We start from the raw sequence: 2026 nt of genomic DNA, 5'->3' as shown, positions 1-2026 counted from the left end.
CCCGGTCGAGGCGGAGCATGTCCGCACATAACCGAGCGACATCCTGACTGTGGGCAATGGGGGGATGATAGGGTCCTTCCGTTTCTTGGACCAGCATCACGCGCACCCATGGCACCGAAAGGCTGGGGGATAAGGAAGAGGAGTCCGATGTCATGTCATACTCAGTAAGGTTCATTACAATAATCTTTTCGATAACTCCCTCTCTAAAGGAGGAATGGCGGATCGTCAAGGATTAATGAAGGAAAAATGCAATCATGGCCAAGGTCTTGACGCCTCAAGTAAACGGACAGGATAGCTCTTCGTTAATTTCCATGACGACCATGGAATTAATGCGGGTATGTGCAATTGCCAAAAACCATTCCTTTTTATATCCGGTCCCATTGTCGAAGATTGTTGACCGGGTCCTTGATTACTCGATTCGGACGGTCGAAACATGGGAACTGATTGATATTGATTTTTGGAAAGGGGACGAAATTGATTTCGAACGCTGGTTTGAGTGGTGTGATGATTTGACGCTTTCGATCAGTTTCAAGAACCACGAACATGACACGATCGAAACCTTAGAGGTGGATATCATTCAAGTCATGGGCGACGTGTTGAAAGAAAAAAGTCGGTCGTTATACATCGGCGGCTTGGAAATTGAGCTGGGAGAAGACCCCCTCATGGTGGAGGGAAAGAACCATTCTCTTAAAAATGGGATGGTACGGATTGCTGTCACGACCGAAAAGCCGAGTTATTAGCGTGTGTCAGGGTTATTTCATCCATTTCGGCTTGAGCAATTTAAAGCGGCGATTGCTTTTGAGGCGGGGGGAAAACTTCGGGCTGGTAAATATCCCGCCGTATCGTCGTGCTGGCACGGTCGCCGCTTGATAAAATGACGCAGTGATACTCATAGGGAAAGTATGAAAGGAAAATCGGGAAACGCCAAGGCGTGGCTTGGTGTTTTCCACAAGGGTGCCATCATGAAATGGATTTGGGTCTTGATCGCGGTGTTACTGGTTCCGGTGTCGGCACACGCGGAGCGTTCGGAAATGGCCCCAGAGGTGAGCATTTTCAGCAAAAAATTCGTGAGGCCGGAACATCCACATAAGATTATATTTTCCCTAAAGGCCCGCGAAGACGGGGATTTTTTGCGGGCGAAGTTTCGCTTTTTTTTCTCGAAATTCCATCCCGTCGATTCCGCTTTACCAGGTGAGTGCGTATTGTTGGTAAATAATCAGGCAGTTTCAGGATTCGGAGATTATTGGATAGCAGGGAAGAACGGGCCTGAACTGTGGTTACCGTCTCTCACGCAGAAAGATCGGGTAGAATTCGGAGTCTTTTGGGACGAGGGACGCCCGGTGTTGGAATACGCCACCTTAGAAACCGAAAATAATCGCATAAAAGTTTTGGATACATGGCATTCGGGATCGAGTGAATGGCTCTTTGCCAAAAACCCGCTGACCGACCTTGATACGTATTATCAGGAACTCTCTCTTGATGAGGTGTGTAGCCCGTACACGCTTGAAGAACAACTCAAAGAGGCAAAAGAAAAGCAGCAAAGCTAAAACCTATCGTATTTTTCATAAATAACATTATCACACTAACTCATTGATATTGTTCACACATTTTCAAGTATTTGGTCTGCTACTCTTACACGGGCAACGGTTCCACTTCCGGAAAGCGTTTCACTTTGATCGTCTTGGCCGTCTTTTCGACATTGGCCAGATCAAAAGCCATTTGCATCCGCATCCAATGTTCCACGGTTGAGCCAAAGGCTTTGGACACCCTGACCGCCATTTCCGGCGAGAGCGCCGTTTTTTCATTCGTCACACGAGACAAGGTTTGCCGCGTCACGCCAAGCCGTTCCGCAGCCTCGGTCACACTGAGGCCCGAAGCCTCAATCGAATGTTTAATGATCTTGCCCGGATGGACAGGGTTTTTCATCGCCATAATATTCTCTCCTCAATGATAGTCTACTAAATCCACATCAAAAGCGTGGCCATCTTCAAACCGGAAAATGATCCGGTGATTCCGTGACACGGTC

3 protein-coding genes are annotated in these 2026 nt (G+C 47.8%); 2 read left to right on the top strand and 1 reads right to left on the bottom strand.

The features are described 5' to 3' along the window. The first annotated feature begins 254 nt into the window (after positions 1-254). Together ACTRXD_RS00095 and ACTRXD_RS00090 are read left to right on the top strand one after the other, a co-directional pair. A complete protein-coding gene (locus tag ACTRXD_RS00095) occupies positions 255-740 on the top strand; it encodes a hypothetical protein (RefSeq protein ID WP_442429853.1) in 486 nt (161 codons plus the stop codon). Positions 741-962: 222 nt separating this feature from the next. Further along, positions 963-1547 (top strand): hypothetical protein, encoded by a 585-nt coding sequence (locus tag ACTRXD_RS00090; RefSeq protein ID WP_442429852.1) that lies wholly within the window; start codon positions 963-965, stop codon positions 1545-1547. Between the two features lie 85 nt (positions 1548-1632). Here the strand turns inward: ACTRXD_RS00090 and ACTRXD_RS00085 are convergent, their stop codons facing one another. Further along, positions 1633-1932: a HigA family addiction module antitoxin gene (locus tag ACTRXD_RS00085; RefSeq protein ID WP_442429851.1), complete on the bottom strand. Its 300-nt coding sequence runs from the start codon at positions 1930-1932 to the stop codon at positions 1633-1635. Positions 1933-2026 lie beyond the last annotated feature (94 nt).

The sequence above is a fragment of the Nitrospira sp. T9 genome, from assembly GCF_052156535.1.
Classification (GTDB): domain Bacteria; phylum Nitrospirota; class Nitrospiria; order Nitrospirales; family UBA8639; genus Nitrospira_E.
Note: the sequence above shows the minus strand (reverse complement) of the source record. Positions and strands in the feature narration are given on the sequence as shown.